The organism is Bradyrhizobium sp. UFLA05-125 (genome assembly GCF_059803515.1).
The window spans coordinates 34,508-48,229 of sequence record NZ_JBANBJ010000010.1; the positions used below are offsets into that span (position 1 = coordinate 34,508).

Below are 13,722 nucleotides of genomic sequence, written 5' to 3' on the forward strand. Positions count from 1 at the left end.
GTGAACGCAGGCAACTTACCGTAAATTACAGCCTGCCTCAGCTCGGCTTGACCTGACCCTGTGCGGCCATCTGCCGCTCCATGTTCTGTCGGTAGAGGCCGACGAAATCGACCGGATCCAGCATCAGCGGCGGGAACCCGCCGTCACGCACGGCAGTGGCAATGATCTCGCGGGCGAACGGGAACAACAGCCGCGGGCACTCGATCATGACCAGTGGATGCAGGTTCTCCTGCGGCACGTTGACGATGCGGAACACGCCGGCATAGGCGAGCTCGAAGGAGAACATCACCTTGCCCGCGGTCTCGGCCTTGCCCTCGACCGACAACACGACCTCGTACTCGTGTTCCGACAGGTTGTTGGCGTTGACGTTGATCTGGATGTTGATCTGGGGCTGCTGGCTCTGCGGCTGAAGCGAGGCCGGGGCGTTCGGATTCTCGAACGACAGATCCTTGGTATATTGCGCCAGCACGTTGAGCTGCGGAGCTTGGCCTGCCTCGGGGGTGCCGTTTCCGTTGGTCATGAAAATGTCTCCTTACCCGAATGGGCCTGATATCGCGGCCGGTTGGCTAACATAGGCCCGCCTCGTTCCACAAGGACGAACGGCGACGGATTCGGCCTCCTGGCAGCATCGAAAAGGGTGGTCCCTTACCCGTCCTGGCCTGAGGGAGTACATCTTAAACGATTGAAGATGCGCGATTTCCAGTCAGGATCCGATTTCCCCTTAAGGATAAAACGCGCTACAATTCGCGCTGTGCCAAAAGGCGCCATTGGCCGGGCAAGATTTCGTGCCTACATCGCTTGGATCTGAACGGACCTAAAAAGGTGATGAGGCTTTGCCGTTCCTGTATGGAACGGTTGACTGGCCGGACTGATTTCCCCGGCGAAGACCCTGAGCAGAGACTAGAGAGCGAACACGACGTGGACATCTACACCATCATCTTCCTGGCGCTGGCGGTCTTCATTTTCCTGCGCCTGCGCAGCGTGCTCGGACAGCGGACCGGCAACGAGCGGCCTCCGTTCGACCGGACCGCTCGCAATGCGCTTCAGGGTGCCCAGGACAAGAACGTCGTGACCATGCCGGGCAAGGTGATCGATCAGGCTCCGCTGGCGCCAACCGCCGACGTCACGCAGCCTGCCGACCGCTGGAAGGGCCTGACCGAACCCGGCACTGCCCTGGGCCAGGGGCTGGACGCGATCGTCGAAAAGGACTCTTCCTTCGATCCGCGCCACTTCCTGTCCGGCGCGCGCAGTGCGTATGAGATGATCGTGCTCGCCTTTGCCAATGGCGACCGCCGGTCGCTGCGCGACCTCTTGTCCTCGGAAGTGTTCGAGAGCTTCGACGCCGCGATCAAGGAGCGCGAGAAGAACGAGCAGAAGACCGAGACGCGCTTCGTCTCGATCGACAAGGCCGAGCTGGTCGGCGCCGAGATGCGCGACCGCACCGCGCAGCTCACCGTCCGCTTCGTCTCGCAGATGATTTCGGTGACCCGCGACAAGGCCGGCAACATCGTCGACGGCAACGCCGACAAGGTCGCCGACATCACCGACATCTGGACCTTCGCCCGCGACACCACCTCTCGCGATCCGAACTGGAAGCTGGTTGGCACCGGAAGCGCGCATTAAGGCAGCCCTGATAAATTTCGCGACGGCGCTGTGCGCAGGTGCCGTTGTGCTATCGTCGTTTTCGCTCGGCGCCGAAGCGGCGCGCCGTCATCATCACAGCCGCGTTGATCCCGAAATCGCCGCCCCGCCGCCGCGCGCCTTGCCCTATCCTCATCTCGCGTTGCCTTTGGAGATTCCCGGCGCGCAATATCTCCCCCTCGCCTGGTCCGAGGTGGCCGGCTGGAGTGATGACGATCATCTCGCGGCCTACAAGGCGTTTCGCGCGAGCTGCAAATCGATCGCCGCGCAGCAGCCGCCGGTCGTCGAGCCCAAGGTTGTTGATCCGAAGCCCATTGGCGGTTCGCTCGGCGAGCCGTGCCGGATCGCCAAATCGCTCGAGCTTTCCGACGAGCCCAAGGCCAAGGCGTTTTTCGAAGAGCATTTTTCGCCGCTGCGGATCTCGCGGCTCGGCGAGGCCGACGGTTTCGTGACCGGCTATTACGAGCCCGTGCTCGACGGCTCGCACGTCCAGACCGACATCTATAACGTTCCGGTCTATCGCCGCCCCTCCAACCTGTTCGTGCGCGGCTTCAAGCAGGACACGCCGAGCCTGCCCAACAAGGGCCCGGTGTACCGCAAGATCGGCCGCCGCAAGCTCGTCCCCTATTACGACCGCGGCGAGATCGAGGATGGCGCGATCGCCGGCCGCGGGCTCGAGCTCGCCTGGCTCAAGGACCCGACCGATCTTCTGTTCGCGCAGATCCAGGGCTCGGCGCGGATCAAATTCGACGACGGCTCCTCGATCCGTATCAACTACGACGCCTACAACGGCTATCCCTATACGGCGGTCGGACGCATCCTGATCGAGCGCGGCATCATCCCGAAAGAGGAGATGTCGATGCAGAAGATCAGGGAGTGGATGGCGCAAAATCCCGACGGCGCCAAGGAGCTTCGCCGCCAGAACCGCTCCTACATCTTCTTCCGCCAGATCAATCTGTCCGACAAGGACGAGGCGGTCGGTGCGCAGGGCATCCCGCTGACGGCGGGCCGTTCGATCGCGGTCGACAAATCGCTGCATGTCTATGGCACGCCGTTCTTCATCGAGGGCGAGCTGCCGATCGACTCCGAGAAAGCCAAAACGCCGTTCCATCGCCTGATGATCGCGCAGGACACGGGATCGGCCATCATCGGCCCCGCGCGCGCCGATCTCTATTTCGGTGCCGGCCAGGAAGCCGGCCGCGTTTCGGGCCGGCTGCGCCACAACATGCATTTCGTGATGCTGGTGCCGAAAAGCCTCGATCCCGTTGCGCGCGGTTCGAGGCTGCCCCTGCCCGATCCGCGGCCGTCGGCGAAGATCGCAAAGCTGTTTCCGCAAACTGATCCGGCGAAATCCGTTGAATCAGGGAAGGCTGGCGCGGTGCCAACCACCGTGTCACAAGCCGAGGGCGCCACCGTCGCGGTGGCGAGCCCCGTGCCGCTGCCGGAGCCGCGTCCCAACATCAAGCCCGCCCGCGAACAGCGCAGGCACGTGCGCCGTCATAACAGCCCGCAATGAAGCGATCGTCCCGCCCGCCTGTCCTGGATCCGCCGCCCTCGCCCCGCCGCCGCGCGCTCAGCGACGACGAGCGTGCGCTGTGGGACATGGTCGCCAAGCAGGTCAAGCCGCTCCGAAAACGTCGCGTGACGAAGGTGGAGGCGGCGGCGCGCTCCGAAGTTTTGCCGGCGGCGCCCGTTGCGAGGCATCCGGCATCTGCGAGGCCCATTGTCCCAGCGCCGGCGCCCCGCGCGGCAAAGCCGGCTGTGCCGCCCCTTGCGCCGCTCGGCAAGCGCGAGCGCACAAAACTGTCGCGCGGCCGCAGCGAGATCGACGCGCGGCTTGATCTGCATGGCATGACCCAGATGCGCGCCCATCGCGCACTCTCGGGCTTCATCCAGCGCGCCCATCACGACGGGCTGACCTTCGTGCTCGTCATCACGGGCAAAGGCCGGAGCGGGGGCGAAAGCGGCGTGCTGCGCCGCCAGGTGCCGGAATGGCTGAGCCTGCCGGAATTCCGCGCTTTCGTCGTCGGATTTGAAGAGGCGCATATCGGCCACGGCGGGCAGGGCGCGCTTTACGTGCGGATCAGACGCGCGAGGTTTTAGAGAACTGGATTTGGCCGCGGGCTCCCTTAACCTCTCCCGCTTGCGGGAGAGGTCGCGCACCTGCGAAGCGGCTGCTGGTAGTGAATCCTCAGAACGGCCGCACGATCCCGACGCGCGGGATCAACGTGACGATGAGGCCGAAGACATTCGTCTTGCGATCCTCCGACGGGATCGGCCCTGCTTCCTGCTTGGCCGGCAGCATCTTCACTGCGTGCAGGATCAGGAACATGCAGACCGCCCAGTTCGAGATCCAGCGCGAATAGTCGAACACCATCGCGAACATCACGACATCGGCGAGGCTGACACCAATGATGCCTGTGATGACGAGACGCCGGTGCGTCTCGTCGGCGAGTGCACGGGTCAGGCCCGCGAAATAACGCCAGAGCGGCGTGTGCAGCCAGATCAGTAGCGCAAAGACGGGCACGCCGAGAATGTTGTGGGGCATGCGGCCCCAGGTATCCGCAAGCTCCTTCGAAAGCGGCTGATACCAGATGTAGCTGAATTGCAGGAGATCGGTGCGCGCCGGGTCAGCCATCCGGCCCTTGAGGTACGCGACGAAATCCGCCTCCGGTATCGGCATCGTTCCCAGGAATTGCGCGGCGAAGAACAGCGCACTAACACAGAGCAGCGCCACGAGCCCGAACGCGACGTTCGCGCGATTGATGCCGTGCGTAAGATAATGCCTGACGACGACGATCGTGATGATCGTCGGCACATACATCAAGAGATGAATGTGGTGCATCAGGATCAGCACGATCGAGAACAGCGCGGCGAGCGCAACATAGAGCAGCGATCGTGCCGGGATCAACAGCAGCACGATCGCGAGCGCGCAGCCATAGATGTCGAAATGGCCGAGCGTGTGCATGAAGTTCTTCAGGAAGAACGGCGAGCCCGCGATGAACACGAACAGCGGCAGCGTCTTCTCGTTGAGACCGAAGACCTTGCGGAAAAGCTGAACGAACAGAGCAAGCGTCACCAGCCACGTCACGCCGCCAAGCGCGAACACCAGCCACACCGGCACCTTGGTCGTGATCAACCCAACGATGGCACCGATCAGCGCGCGCTTGATGAAGCCGAAATGATAGTCGACGAGCAGGTGGATGTAGGGGACATAAGGCGGCAGCAGGATTTTGTGGATGAACACGCCGGCGATCACGGCGGCGTTGATCGCCAGCAGCAGGCGCCAGGGGTTTTGAAGGATTCGCGCGGTCACGCCGCACCGGAACTGGCGAGGGTTGTCTCCGCTGTCGTCCCGGACAAGCGAACAAAGCGAGCGCAGATCCGGGACCCACAACCACAGGAGGTCGTTTGAGCCGAGATTGGGGCCGCCATCTGTTTCAACAATAAGCGCTCGGGGTAATGGGTCCTGGCTTTCGCCAGGACGACAGCGGCATGAATAGCGCGATCGCCCGGAATTACAAAATAAACCGGCTCAGATCGGCGTTCTTGGCGAGGTCGCCGATATGCTTCTGCACGAAGTCGGCATCGATCCGGATGGTTTCGCCGTTGCGGTCGGGCGCGGTGAAGGAGATCTCGTCCAGCACCCGCTCCATCACGGTCTGAAGCCGCCGCGCGCCGATGTTCTCGACCGTCGAATTGACGGCAACCGCGATGTCGGCGAGCGCGTCGATGGCTCCGTCGGTGATGTCGAGCGTCACGCCTTCGGTCTGCATCAGCGCGACATATTGCTTGATCAGCGAGGCCTCGGGCTCGGTGAGGATGCGCCGCATGTCGTCGCGCGTCAGCGCTTGCAATTCGACGCGGATCGGCAGGCGGCCCTGCAGCTCCGGCAACAGGTCGGACGGCTTTGCGACGTGGAACGCGCCGGATGCAATGAACAGAATGTGGTCGGTCTTCACCGTACCGTGCTTGGTCGAGACGGTGGTGCCTTCGATCAGCGGCAGCAGGTCGCGCTGCACGCCCTCGCGCGAGACGTCGCCGCCGACGCGGCCGTCGCGCGCGCAGATCTTGTCGATCTCGTCCAGGAACACGATGCCGTTGTTCTCGACCGCGCTGATCGCCTCCAGCGTGAGCTGGTCGGTATCCAGGAGCTTGTCGGATTCCTCGTTGACGAGGATCTCGTGCGAGCCCTCGACCGTCAGCCGCCGCGTCTTGGTGCGGCCCCCGAGCTTGCCGAAGATGTCGCCGATGGAGATCGCGCCCATCTGCGAGCCCGGCATACCCGGGATCTCGAACATCGGAAGGCCGCCGCCGGTGGACTGCGTCTCGATTTCGATTTCCTTGTCGTTGAGTTCGCCGGCGCGCAGCTTCTTGCGGAAGGATTCGCGCGTCGCGGAGCTCGCATTGGCGCCGACCAGGGCATCGAGCACGCGCTCCTCGGCGGCGAGCTGGGCGCGCGCCTGCACGTCCTTGCGCTTCTTCTCGCGCACCTGGGCGATGGCGACCTCGACGAGATCGCGCACGATTTGCTCGACGTCGCGGCCGACATAACCGACCTCGGTGAATTTCGTCGCCTCAACCTTAAGGAACGGAGCATTGGCGAGCTTGGCCAGCCGCCGCGCGATCTCGGTCTTGCCGACGCCGGTCGGGCCGATCATCAGGATGTTCTTCGGCAGCACCTCTTCACGCAAGGATCCGGTGAGCTGCTGGCGCCGCCAGCGGTTCCGGAGCGCGATCGAGACGGCGCGCTTGGCCTCGGACTGGCCAACGATGAAACGGTCGAGTTCGGAAACGATTTCGCGGGGAGAGAAGTCTGTCATGGGACGTTAGCTAGGGTCAGAAACCGGCCGGGACAAGCCGTATTTTGGTGGGGTCAGATGATTGGCGGACCGGATTGCCATTGTTTCACGGCCTCGATCGGATGGATCAGCATCAGAATATTAAGCGTCAGATTGTCGCGAATATGGAGCGCCATCATGGTCTCGAAAAAGAGCCCGATCAGGACGATGGCCGTGACCGGCAGAAGGCGCGCCGCGAGGAAGCCGAGCACCATGAACAGCGTGTCGGAGACCGAATTGACGATGCTGTCGCCGTAATAATCCAGCGAGATCGTGCCGGCGCGATAGCGCTCGATGATGAAGGGCGAGTTCTCGACGATCTCCCAGGTGCCTTCGATCAGCATGGCGATGATCAGACGTGCTGGCCAGGACAGCTGCAGGAACGGCAGGCGGGCGAACAGCAGCCACGTCAATCCATAGAACAGGAAGCCATGGAGGATGTGGGAGAAGCTGTACCAGTCGGCGATGTGCTGGGAATTCTCCGAGCTGTTCACCACGCCGTGCCAGAGCTTGACATAGCCGCAGGTGCAGATCGGCACCCGGCCCATCGCAAACAGGATCGAGGCCTGCAGCGCGACCAGCAACAGCGCGAGGCCGATCCAGTAGATCGACGGGATCGCCGTCCTGGTGCTCTTGGCGGGCGCGAGCGTCATGCCCAAGCGACGGTGCGCTCCCTCTCCCGCTTGCGGCAGAGGGTTGGGGAGAGGGTGTCTCCGCTAGCGAGAACCCCCAAGAGGAAAGAGCCCTCACCCGGCGCTACGCGCCGACCTCTCCCGCAAGCGGGAGAGGTTAGACCGAGCCCGGAGCCGCGTTGTTCGTCCACGGATGGATCCTCTAGCCGCTCGACAGGCTTTCGATCGTCACGTTGCGGTTGGTGTAAACGCAGATGTCGGCGGCGATGTCGAGCGAGCGGCGGACGATGGTCTCGGCGTCCTTGTCGGTGTCGAGCAGGGCGCGGGCCGCCGCCAGCGCGTAGTTGCCGCCCGAGCCGATCGCCATCACGCCGGCCTCGGGCTCCAGCACGTCGCCGGTCCCGGTCAGGACCAGGGAGACGTCCTTGTCGGCCACGATCATCATGGCCTCGAGCCGCCGCAGGTACCGGTCGGTGCGCCAGTCCTTGGCAAGCTCGACTGCGGCCCGGGTCAGCTGCCCCGGATATTGCTCGAGCTTGCTCTCCAGCCGCTCGAACAGGGTGAAGGCGTCGGCCGTGGCCCCGGCAAAGCCCCCGATGACGTCGCCCTTCCCGAGCTTGCGGACCTTCTTGGCGTTGGCCTTGATCACGGTCTGGCCGATCGAGACCTGGCCGTCGCCGCCGACCACCACTTTACCGCCCTTGCGGACCGTCAAAATCGTGGTGCCGTGCCAGACCGGCAGGCTGTTCTGGGAATCCTGCATGAAATACCTCATTGTCGGTCCTGATTTAGGGGGTCGGGCCTGCGGGCACAACGGGCGCCATTTGGACCAAATCCGCTCACCATAGGCAGAAGTAGAGCCCCGCCCTGGCCTTCCCGCAGTAGCGAAGGCGTCATTTGGCTGTTAAAAGACCGCGTTTTCGGCCCCGAGCTAGGATGAAAGCTAGTTTTGATGCGTACAGCGACGATCAAGCGCAAGACCAAGGAGACCGACATCGAGGTATCCGTGAACCTCGATGGATCCGGCGTGTCTGACATCGCGACCGGCATCGGCTTTTTCGACCATATGCTCGATCTCCTCGCCCGCCATTCCCGCATCGACCTCACGGTCAAGGCAGTGGGCGACCTGCACATTGATTATCACCATACGACCGAAGACACCGGCATCGCACTCGGCCAGGCCGTCAAGCAGGCGCTCGGCAACATGGCGGGCATCACCCGCTATGCCAGCGTCCACATGCCCATGGACGAGACGCTGTCGCGCGTCGTGATCGACATCTCGGGCCGCCCGGTCCTGGTGTTCAAGGCTGACTTCCCTCGCGACAAGATCGGCGAGTTCGACACCGAGCTGGTGCGCGAGTGGTTCAACGCCTTCGCCATGAACGCCGGCGTGACTCTCCACGTCGAGACCCTATATGGCGAGAACAGCCACCATATCGCCGAATCCTGCTTCAAGGGTCTGGCGCGTGCGCTGCGCACCGCCGTGGCGATCGATCCGAGGGCGGCAGGCGAAGTGCCCTCCACCAAGGGCTCGCTTGGCGGCTGACATCTCCGTCTTGCGGCGATGGGCGCCGCCGGCGGTATCAAATATCTCTGAGAAACGGGGCATCCGACATGCCTGCCTACACAGTTCATGCTCCCGGCCCCAGCGGCGCGGACCTGCGCGCGACGGACAACTTCGTCTTCGTGCGCGACGGCTTTCACGTCTGGGCGATGATCTTCGGCCCGTTCTGGCTGTTGTGGCACCGGCTGTGGCTGGCGCTGCTCGGCTGGGTGATCTTCTTCGCGGCGTTCCAGGCTGGGCTTTCGAGCCTCGGCGTCGGCCGCTCGTCGATCTTCTTTGCCGATATCATCCTGGCCCTCCTGATGGGCCTCGAGGCGTCGAGCCTGCGCCGTTGGACACTGTCGCGCGGCAATTGGCGTCAGCTCGATGTCGTCATCGCTGACGATCAGGACACCGCCGAGCGTCGCTTCTTCGAGCGCTGGAGCCAGAAGCAGCGCGGCATCGTCAACGATCAATGGGCCGTCGACCGCGGCGGTCCGCCGCCGACCCGGAGCGTCCCGGGCCAGCCGTTCTCAAACCCGCCGCCGCTTCCGTCCGGTGGCATCATTGGATTGTTTCCAGAACCGGGAGGGTCGCGATGAGCGTCGCCATCATCGATTACGGTTCCGGCAATCTGCATTCTGCCGCAAAAGCCTTCGAGCGCGCCGCGCGCAGCATGAAGGACGGGCAGAAGGTCTTCGTGACGAGCGATCCGGATCAGGCCTACGGCGCCGATCGCCTCGTGCTGCCCGGCGTCGGCGCCTTCGCCGATTGCCGGCGCGGGCTCGATGCCGTCAACGGCATGGTCGAGGCGATCACCGAAGCGGTGCGCGTGAAGGCGCGGCCGATGTTCGGCATCTGTGTCGGCATGCAGCTGTTCGCGAGCCGCGGCAAGGAGCACGTTATCACCGAAGGCCTGAACTGGATCGCCGGCGACGTCGAGAAGATCACGCCGCGGGACGAGAGCCTGAAGATCCCGCACATGGGCTGGAACACGCTCGACGTCCTGCGCGAGCACCCCGTGCTGGAAAAGCTGCCGCTGGGGCCGAAGGGCCAGCACGCCTATTTCGTGCACTCCTACCACCTCAATGCTGCCAACGAGGCGGACGTGCTCGCGCGCGCCGACTATGGCGGGCCGGTCACGGCGATCGTGGCCAAGGACACCGCGATCGGCACCCAGTTTCACCCCGAGAAAAGCCAGCGCTTCGGCCTCGCCCTGATCTCGAACTTTTTGAGATGGAAGCCGTGATCCTCTTCCCCGCCATCGATCTGAAGAACGGCCAGTGCGTGCGCCTCGAGCAAGGCGACATGGCGCGCGCCACCGTGTTCAACCTCGATCCCGCGGCGCAGGCGCAGAGCTTTGCCGCGCAGGGATTCGAATATCTCCACGTCGTCGATCTCGACGGCGCCTTTGCCGGCAAGCCGGTGAACACGCACGCCGTGGAAGCCATGCTGAAGACGATCAATATCCCCGTGCAGCTCGGCGGCGGCATTCGTGATCTTGCGACCGTCGAAGCCTGGCTCGACAAGGGCATCACCCGCGTCATCATCGGCACGGCTGCGGTGCGCGATCCGGAGCTGGTGAAGAGCGCCGCGAAGAAGTTTCCGGGCCGCGTCGCCGTCGGGCTCGATGCCCGCGATGGCAAGGTTGCCGTCGAAGGCTGGGCCGAGACCTCGCAGGTGACCGTGCTGGAAATCGCGCAGCGTTTCGAGGATGCCGGCGTTGCTGCCATCATCTTCACCGACATCGCACGCGACGGCCTGCTCAAGGGCCTGAATCTTGATGCCACGATTGCCCTCGCCGACGCCGTCTCCATCCCTGTGATCGCCTCCGGCGGCCTCGCCTCGATCGAAGATGTGAAGGCCATGCTGGCACCGCGGGCCAAAAAGCTCGCTGGCGCCATTGCCGGCCGTGCGCTCTATGACGGCCGGCTCGATCCGGCCAGCGCCCTCACCCTGATCCGCAACGCACGCGCTGCCGCTTAGGAGACGAGACATGTTCAAGGTGCGCGTGATCCCCTGCCTCGACGTCAAGGACGGCCGGGTCGTCAAGGGCGTCAATTTCGTCGACCTGCGCGATGCCGGCGATCCCGTCGAGGCGGCGATCGCCTATGACGCCGCCGGTGCCGACGAGCTCTGCTTTCTCGATATCACGGCGACCCATGAGAACCGCGGCATCATGCTGGATGTGGTCCGGCGCACCGCGGAAGCCTGCTTCATGCCGGTCACCGTCGGCGGCGGGGTACGCAAGGTTGATGATATCAAGACGCTGCTGCGCTCGGGCGCCGATAAGGTCTCGATCAACAGCGCTGCGGTGTCGCGGCGCGAGTTCGTCAAGGAAGCCGCCGAAAAGTTCGGCGAGCAATGCGTGGTGGTCGCGATCGACGCCAAGCGCGTCAAGCGCCCCGGCGGCTCCGACCGCTGGGAGATTTTTACCCATGGCGGGCGCAACTCGACCGGCATCGACGCCATCGAATATGCCCAGGAGGTGGTGTCGCTGGGTGCTGGTGAAATCTTGCTCACCTCGATGGACCGCGACGGCACCAGGCAGGGCTTTGACATCCCGCTGACCCGGGCGATCGCCGACAGCGTTCCCGTTCCCGTGATCGCCTCGGGCGGCGTCGGCAATCTCGATCATCTCGTCGACGGCATCCGCGACGGCCATGCCACCGCGGTGCTGGCGGCGTCGATCTTCCACTTCGGGGAATTTACCATCCGCGAGGCCAAGGACCACATGGCCCGTCGCGGCCTGCCCATGCGGCTGGATGCCTGACGACTCCCCTTCGTAAAAATGCTACACAGGCAGGCTTGGACCGGCCTGTGAGGCTGGCGTGTGTGTTTCTGAGTATTTCGTATGTCGCGTTTCACGATCCACGATCTGGCCGCAACCATCGATGCCCGCGCTGCGGCCGGTGGCGAGGTGTCCTATACCCGCAAGCTCCTGGACAAAGGCGCGGAACATTGCGCGAAAAAGTTCGGCGAGGAAGCAGTCGAAACCGTAATCGCAGCAGTCGAAAACAATCGCGCGCATCTGATCGCTGAAAGCGCCGACCTGCTCTACCACTTCCTTGTGCTGCTCAAGGCCCGTGGCGTAAAGCTGGAAGAGGTCGAGGCGGCGCTGGACAAGCGCACCTCGATGTCAGGGTTGGAAGAGAAAGCGTCGCGCAAGAGCGACTAGAGCATGATCCGGACCCGAAGGGCCGCGTTAGCGCAAAGTGCGAAGCGGTTTTCCGAAAAGATCATGCTCAAAAGAAAGAGCTAGAGTCGCAACGGAAAGGCGGCGTCATGGATATCCGCGCACCCGAGCAGATCTATAATCCCTACCGCGTCTACACGCGCGAGCAGTGGGCAGAGCTGCGAAACGATACGCCGATGACGCTGGAGCCGGGCGAGTTCGATCGCCTGCGTTCGATGCACGATCGCCTCGACCTTCAGGAAGTCGAGGACATCTACCTGCCGCTGTCGCGCCTGCTGTCGATCTACGTCGATGCCATGCAGCGCCTCTACTATTCCCAGCGTCAGTTCCTCGGCATCCGTGATCGCAAGGTGCCCTACATCATCGGCGTCGCGGGTTCGGTCGCGGTCGGAAAGTCCACCACCGCCCGCGTGCTCCAGGCCCTGCTCGCGCGCTGGTCACCGCGGCCCAAGGTCGACCTGATCACCACTGACGGTTTTCTCTATCCACTTGCCGTGCTGGAGCGGCAGAACCTGGTACAGAAAAAAGGTTTTCCGGAGAGCTACGATCTGCCGCTGCTGCTCAGCTTCCTCTCCGACGTCAAGTCCGGCCGCCATCCCGTACGCGCGCCGGTCTATTCGCATCTGACCTACGACATCGTGCCGAACCAGTGGGTCGAGATCGACCAGCCTGACATCCTGATCGTCGAAGGCGTCAACGTGCTGCAGACCGGCAAGCTGCCGCGCGACGGCAAGGCCGTGCCTGTCGTCTCCGACTTCTTCGACTTCTCGGTTTATATCGACGCTGACGAAGAGGCGCTGCGGCAGTGGTATGTGAAGCGCTTCCTGGCGCTCAGGGACACCGCGTTCACCGATCCCAGGTCCTACTTCCACCGCTATGCGCCGCTGTCGGACGAGGAAGCCACCGCGACCGCGACCGCGATCTGGGAGCGCACCAACCTCGCCAATCTCGAGGACAACATTCTGCCCACCCGCCCCCGCGCGACGCTGATCCTGAAGAAGGGCGCCGACCACGTGGTGGAAAGCGTGGCGCTGCGAAGGCTGTAGCCGTCGCTTTGTAGGGTGGGCAAAGGCGCGCACTTCGCGCGCCGTGCCCACCACTTCTGTTGGATGCGTGGAGAGATGGTGGGCACGGCGCAAGTGCGCCTTTGCCCACCCTACGGCTGCGTCTTTTGTGGCTACACCGCCAGATGGCGTTCAGCTCTTTCGCGTCCGTCTCTGTCTGTCGCGGGCGGCCCGGACCTTGGCGCGGTTGCCGCAGACGCGCATTTCGCACCAGCGGCGGCGGTTGTTCTTGGTGGTGTCGAAGAACAGCCAACCGCATTCCTGGCCGGCGCAGCGCCTGGTGCGCAAGAGGTCCTTCTCCATCAGAAGCGTCAAGGCGGACAGCGCGATGGGGCCGAGGATCGCAGCTTCGATGTCGCGGCGCGGATCAAACACCCAGATATAGCTGCCGAGGCGCATCCTCATCTCGGCGTGGCGCAGGTATTCCGCGTGCGCGCCTGACAAAAGGTCGAGCGACCTCGCCGGGACCGGCCGCTGCTCGGCGAGCGCGGTGCCGATCGTCCAGATCAGCTCGCGCAGCTCGATCGCGCGCGCGAAGGCGTGGCGCGCCCGGCGCGGATGGCCTGACAGCTGCGCACGGATGTAGGCGCAATCGGAGGGCGGCATGACGCGGGCATGCTCGACCCACTGCATCAGCGTGTCGAAATCCCTCAGGTGCTCCTGGTGCGCGGCAGAGCCGCGCGCCGACGACGTGTTGGTGAAATCCCACGCCAGTTCGCCGCCGACGAGATCGAGGCTGCCGGCGCGCGAGGGTGGGAGCACGGTTTTGTTCCGCGGGATGGTGCTCATGTGTAACCATCAAACT

At 63.9% G+C, this 13,722-nt stretch carries 16 protein-coding genes; 10 read left to right on the forward strand and 6 right to left on the reverse strand.

Annotated features, from left to right (window positions below; translation table 11 throughout):
- Positions 1-37 precede the first annotated feature (37 nt).
- Entirely contained in the window at positions 38-520 is a 483-nt protein-coding gene (secB, locus tag SO156_RS12625) for a protein-export chaperone SecB (RefSeq protein ID WP_449380321.1), read from the reverse strand.
- 398 nt (positions 521-918) lie between these two features.
- Here secB and SO156_RS12630 point away from each other — a divergent pair, with 398 nt between their 5' ends.
- The 3 genes from SO156_RS12630 to SO156_RS12640 are packed head-to-tail and all read left to right on the forward strand — an operon-like array spanning position 919 to position 3,744.
- Entirely contained in the window at positions 919-1,623 is a 705-nt protein-coding gene (locus SO156_RS12630) for a Tim44/TimA family putative adaptor protein (RefSeq protein ID WP_458144574.1), read from the forward strand.
- Positions 1,601-3,157 carry a murein transglycosylase A gene (gene mltA, locus SO156_RS12635; protein ID WP_498534995.1) on the forward strand — a complete coding sequence of 519 codons (1,557 nt, stop codon included), beginning with the start codon at positions 1,601-1,603 and terminating at the stop codon, positions 3,155-3,157. Before SO156_RS12630 ends, mltA begins: the two co-directional genes overlap by 23 nt.
- A complete protein-coding gene (locus tag SO156_RS12640; protein ID WP_498534996.1) occupies positions 3,154-3,744 on the forward strand; it encodes a Smr/MutS family protein in 591 nt (196 codons plus the stop codon). The genes mltA and SO156_RS12640 overlap by 4 nt, the downstream gene beginning before the upstream one ends.
- Before the next feature lie 88 nt (positions 3,745-3,832).
- Here the strand turns inward: SO156_RS12640 and SO156_RS12645 are convergent, their stop codons facing one another.
- The 4 genes from SO156_RS12645 to hslV form a co-directional block, all read right to left on the reverse strand.
- On the reverse strand, positions 3,833-4,957 hold the full coding sequence (locus SO156_RS12645; RefSeq protein ID WP_498534997.1) for a hypothetical protein: 1,125 nt from the start codon (positions 4,955-4,957) through the stop codon (positions 3,833-3,835).
- A gap of 202 nt (positions 4,958-5,159) precedes the next feature.
- Positions 5,160-6,464, reverse strand: a complete 1,305-nt coding sequence (gene hslU, locus SO156_RS12650; RefSeq protein ID WP_498534998.1) for an ATP-dependent protease ATPase subunit HslU — start codon at positions 6,462-6,464, stop codon at positions 5,160-5,162.
- Positions 6,465-6,517: 53 nt separating this feature from the next.
- Entirely contained in the window at positions 6,518-7,135 is a 618-nt protein-coding gene (locus tag SO156_RS12655; protein WP_498535069.1) for a DUF2585 domain-containing protein, read from the reverse strand.
- 181 nt (positions 7,136-7,316) lie between these two features.
- Positions 7,317-7,877 carry an ATP-dependent protease subunit HslV gene (gene hslV, locus SO156_RS12660; RefSeq protein WP_458144569.1) on the reverse strand — a complete coding sequence of 187 codons (561 nt, stop codon included), beginning with the start codon at positions 7,875-7,877 and terminating at the stop codon, positions 7,317-7,319.
- 189 nt (positions 7,878-8,066) lie between these two features.
- On the opposite strand from hslV, the gene hisB reads away from it, so the two are divergent.
- The 7 genes from hisB (at position 8,067) to coaA (ending at position 12,899) form a co-directional block, all read left to right on the forward strand.
- Positions 8,067-8,660 (forward strand): imidazoleglycerol-phosphate dehydratase HisB, encoded by a 594-nt coding sequence (gene hisB, locus SO156_RS12665; protein ID WP_458144568.1) that lies wholly within the window; start codon positions 8,067-8,069, stop codon positions 8,658-8,660.
- A 68-nt stretch (positions 8,661-8,728) separates the two neighbouring features.
- Positions 8,729-9,259 (forward strand): DUF2628 domain-containing protein, encoded by a 531-nt coding sequence (locus SO156_RS12670; protein WP_458144567.1) that lies wholly within the window; start codon positions 8,729-8,731, stop codon positions 9,257-9,259.
- Positions 9,256-9,906 (forward strand): imidazole glycerol phosphate synthase subunit HisH, encoded by a 651-nt coding sequence (gene hisH, locus SO156_RS12675; protein ID WP_458144566.1) that lies wholly within the window; start codon positions 9,256-9,258, stop codon positions 9,904-9,906. The genes SO156_RS12670 and hisH overlap by 4 nt, the downstream gene beginning before the upstream one ends.
- Positions 9,894-10,643: a 1-(5-phosphoribosyl)-5-[(5-phosphoribosylamino)methylideneamino]imidazole-4-carboxamide isomerase gene (hisA, locus tag SO156_RS12680; protein WP_498534999.1), complete on the forward strand. Its 750-nt coding sequence runs from the start codon at positions 9,894-9,896 to the stop codon at positions 10,641-10,643. The genes hisH and hisA overlap by 13 nt, the downstream gene beginning before the upstream one ends.
- Positions 10,644-10,653: 10 nt before the next feature.
- Positions 10,654-11,430: an imidazole glycerol phosphate synthase subunit HisF gene (gene hisF, locus SO156_RS12685; RefSeq protein ID WP_027525124.1), complete on the forward strand. Its 777-nt coding sequence runs from the start codon at positions 10,654-10,656 to the stop codon at positions 11,428-11,430.
- A gap of 81 nt (positions 11,431-11,511) precedes the next feature.
- Positions 11,512-11,835 (forward strand): phosphoribosyl-ATP diphosphatase, encoded by a 324-nt coding sequence (locus SO156_RS12690; protein ID WP_458144563.1) that lies wholly within the window; start codon positions 11,512-11,514, stop codon positions 11,833-11,835.
- A 107-nt stretch (positions 11,836-11,942) separates the two neighbouring features.
- Positions 11,943-12,899, forward strand: a complete 957-nt coding sequence (gene coaA / locus SO156_RS12695) for a type I pantothenate kinase (RefSeq protein WP_458144562.1) — start codon at positions 11,943-11,945, stop codon at positions 12,897-12,899.
- Between the two features lie 150 nt (positions 12,900-13,049).
- Here coaA and SO156_RS12700 read toward each other — a convergent pair whose 3' ends face one another.
- On the reverse strand, positions 13,050-13,706 hold the full coding sequence (locus tag SO156_RS12700; protein ID WP_498535000.1) for a CGNR zinc finger domain-containing protein: 657 nt from the start codon (positions 13,704-13,706) through the stop codon (positions 13,050-13,052).
- Positions 13,707-13,722 lie beyond the last annotated feature (16 nt).

Coding starts and splice junctions, on each gene's coding strand:
- secB (WP_449380321.1), bottom strand. CDS start 520: ATGACCAACGGAAACGGCACCCCCGAGGCAGGCCAAGCTCCGCAGCTC.
- SO156_RS12640 (WP_498534996.1), top strand. CDS start 3,154: ATGAAGCGATCGTCCCGCCCGCCTGTCCTGGATCCGCCGCCCTCGCCC.
- hslU (WP_498534998.1), bottom strand. CDS start 6,464: ATGACAGACTTCTCTCCCCGCGAAATCGTTTCCGAACTCGACCGTTTC.
- SO156_RS12655 (WP_498535069.1), bottom strand. CDS start 7,135: ATGACGCTCGCGCCCGCCAAGAGCACCAGGACGGCGATCCCGTCGATC.
- hslV (WP_458144569.1), bottom strand. CDS start 7,877: ATGCAGGATTCCCAGAACAGCCTGCCGGTCTGGCACGGCACCACGATT.
- hisB (WP_458144568.1), top strand. CDS start 8,067: ATGCGTACAGCGACGATCAAGCGCAAGACCAAGGAGACCGACATCGAG.
- SO156_RS12670 (WP_458144567.1), top strand. CDS start 8,729: ATGCCTGCCTACACAGTTCATGCTCCCGGCCCCAGCGGCGCGGACCTG.
- hisH (WP_458144566.1), top strand. CDS start 9,256: ATGAGCGTCGCCATCATCGATTACGGTTCCGGCAATCTGCATTCTGCC.
- hisA (WP_498534999.1), top strand. CDS start 9,894: ATGGAAGCCGTGATCCTCTTCCCCGCCATCGATCTGAAGAACGGCCAG.
- hisF (WP_027525124.1), top strand. CDS start 10,654: ATGTTCAAGGTGCGCGTGATCCCCTGCCTCGACGTCAAGGACGGCCGG.
- SO156_RS12690 (WP_458144563.1), top strand. CDS start 11,512: ATGTCGCGTTTCACGATCCACGATCTGGCCGCAACCATCGATGCCCGC.
- coaA (WP_458144562.1), top strand. CDS start 11,943: ATGGATATCCGCGCACCCGAGCAGATCTATAATCCCTACCGCGTCTAC.
- SO156_RS12700 (WP_498535000.1), bottom strand. CDS start 13,706: ATGAGCACCATCCCGCGGAACAAAACCGTGCTCCCACCCTCGCGCGCC.